Source organism: Kineococcus vitellinus, from assembly GCF_009906315.1.
Lineage (GTDB): Bacteria > Actinomycetota > Actinomycetes > Actinomycetales > Kineococcaceae > Kineococcus > Kineococcus vitellinus.
In genome coordinates, this window is sequence record NZ_JAAALL010000411.1 from 1 (window position 1) to 2,911 (window position 2,911).

At 78.8% G+C, this 2,911-nt stretch carries 1 protein-coding gene; it reads left to right on the plus strand.

Features of this window, described 5'->3' with window-relative positions:
• On the plus strand, positions 1 to 2,720 hold a 2,720-nt coding region (locus tag GTQ99_RS21705; RefSeq protein ID WP_338075184.1), incomplete at its 5' end, for a SpoIIE family protein phosphatase.
• Positions 2,721 to 2,911 lie beyond the last annotated feature (191 nt).

Genomic DNA, 2,911 nt, shown 5'->3' on the forward strand with positions numbered 1-2,911 from the left:
CCGCGCCCCGGTCCGCCGAGCAGCCCACCGCCCGGCCCGCCGAGCAGCCCACCGAGCAGCCCGCCGAGCAGCCCACCGCGCGGGGGGCGGCCGCGGACGCGGAGCGGGTGCTGACCGCGGACGCGGAACGGGTGGCCGCGGCGCGGCGGCTGCTGCCGGTGGACGGGCCGCTGCCCGCGCTGGACCGGGTGGCGGCCCTCGCCGCGCGCCTGCTCGGAGCGGGCTCGGGACGCGTCTGCGTGCTCAGCGACGTGCAGGCCCTGGCGGGTGCCGCGGGCCCGCAGCCCGAGGCCGGTCCCTCCGGGCCGCAGCCGCTGGCGCAGTGGCCGTGCACCCGCACCGCCGCCGCCGGTGCGCCGCTGCTCGTCGGCGACGCCCGCGCCGACGAGCGGCTCTCGGACCTGCCCGCGGTGCTCAGCGGTGCCGTCGCCTCCTACCTCGGCGTCCCGCTGACCACGCGGGCCGGCCACGTCGTGGGCGCCGTGTGCGTCTTCTCCCCGGCGCCGCGCGCCTGGAGCGAGGACGACGTGGAGCTGCTGCGGCAGCTCGCCGCCGCCGCGGCGGCCGAGCTGGAGCTGGCGGCGCTCAGCAGCGACCACCGCACGAGCGAGGCGCTGCTGGAGGTCTCGGTCCAGGCGGCCGGCATCGGCACCTTCAACCTCGACCTCGGCAGCGGCCGGCTGGTCTGGGACGAGCAGATGCACGTCCTGTTCGGCCTGCGCCCCGGGGAGTTCGGCGACGACCTCGGCGAGGCGATGGCCCGCATCCACCCCGAGGACCAGGAGCGCGTGCGGGCCGACCTGGAGGCGGCCACGCGCACTGGGGTCTTCAGCTCCGCCTACCGCGTGCTGCTGCCCGGGCGCACCCGCTGGCTGCTGGGGCGCGGGCGCGTCGTGCCCGGGGCCGGGGGCGCTCCCGCGCGGCTGGTGGGCGCGGTGCACGACGTCACCGCGCAGCGGGAGGTGACCCGGCGGGTGGCCTCGGCGCTGGAGTCGATGGCCGTGGGCTACCTGGTGCTGGACGCCGACTGGCGGGTGGCCTACGTCAACGCGGAGGGCGAGCGCATCGCCGGGGTCCCGCGCGAGGAGCTGCTCGGGCGGGACTTCTGGGAGGCCTTCCCCGCCGCGGTGGGCTCGGTGTTCGAGGAGCACTACCGCCGGGTGGCCCTCTCCGGGGAGCCGGAGGTCTTCGAGGCGTACTACCCCGCCCCGCTGGACGTCTGGGTGGAGGTGCGCGTCGTCGCCGAGGACGACGGCGAGGGCCTGGCGCTGTACTTCCTCGACATCACCGCGCGCCGGCAGGCGCAGCAGGCCGCCGAGGACGCCGCCGCCCGCGCGCACCTGCTGGCCGCGGTGACCGCCGAGCTGACCGGGACGCTGGACGCCGACCGCGCCGTGGCGCGGCTGGCGCAGCTGGTCGTGCCCGCGCTGGGCGACTGGTGCGTCATCACCCTCGTCGACGACGACGCGATGGCCTCCAGCCCGGCCAGCGCCCGCGCCAGCCGCGACGTGGACCTGCGCCGCGGCCTGCACGACGCCGGCTGGTGGCACCGGGAGGAGGCGCTGCGCCCGCTGGTGGAGCACTACGCCACCCACCGCCTGGCCGAGCTGACCGACGCGGCCTTCCTGTGGCGGGCGCTGCGCCAGAACAACCCCGTGCCCGTCCCCGACGCCACCCGCGCCATCACCGCCGTGCTCGACCCCGACGGGCAGGTCCGCGAGACGCTGGCGCGGCTGGCGCCGTCGTCGGCGGCGGTCTTCCCGCTGCGCGGGCGCGGGCGCACCGTGGGCCTGATGACCGTCTTCCGCGGGCCCGGCCGCGCCCCGCTGGGCGCCGACGGGCTCTCCACCGCCGCCGAGGTCGCCGCCCGCGCCGGGCTGGCGCTGGACTCCGCCCGCCTCTACCGCCAGCAGCGCGACCTGGCCGAGGGGCTGCAGCGCGCCCTGCTCTCCGAGCCCCCCGAGCCCGACCACGGCCAGATCGTGGTGCGCTACGCGCCGGCCGCCGAGGCCGCGCAGGTCGGCGGCGACTGGTACGACGCGTTCATGCAGCCCGACGGCTCCACGATGCTCGTCATCGGCGACGTCGTCGGCCACGACACCCAGGCCGCCGCCGCGATGAGCCAGGTGCGCACCGTCGTGCGCGCGCTGGGCGCCATCGGCGACGACTCCCCGGCGCAGGTGCTCACCGCCGCCGACCAGGCGATGGCGAACCTGCAGATCACCACCACGGCCACCGCCATCGCCGCCCGCATGGAGCAGACCCCCGACGAGCGCGAGCGCGGGGTGACCCGGCTGCGCTGGTCCAACGCCGGCCACCCGCCCGCGGTCGTCGTCCGCCCCGACGGCTCGGTGCTCGCGCTGACCGGCGAGCAGGCCGACCTGCTGCTGGGGGTGCTGCCCGGCACCGAGCGCGTGGACGCCGAGGTGCTGCTGGAGCGCGGCTCGACGGTGCTGCTGTACACCGACGGCCTCGTCGAGCGCCGCGACCAGTCGCTGCAGGAGGGGCTGCAGCGGCTGCAGGACGTCCTTGAGCGCCTGGCCGCCGAGGACACCGACCTCGACACCCTCGTCGACCGGCTGCTGGAGCGGATGCTCCCCCCGCGCCCGGAGGACGACGTGGCCGTGGTGGCCGTCCGCCTGCACCGCCAGGACCGCCCGCGCCCGCCCGCGGCCGGTCCCCGCCGGCTGCCCCCGCACGTGGCGCCGGAACCGGGCTGAGCACCGCGGTCCGCGCGCGGCGAGCGCCGGGGTCCGCGGGGTGGGCGCGGGCCCCCGCGCGGAGGAGCGGGATCCCCCGCGCGGGGGAGCCGCCGCGCCCGGCCGCGCCGGAGCGTGGGGGCGACGCCCGGGGACCGCCCGGGCCGACGCCGCAGGAGGCTCCCCGTGCCACCGCTCTCCCGACCCCGCAC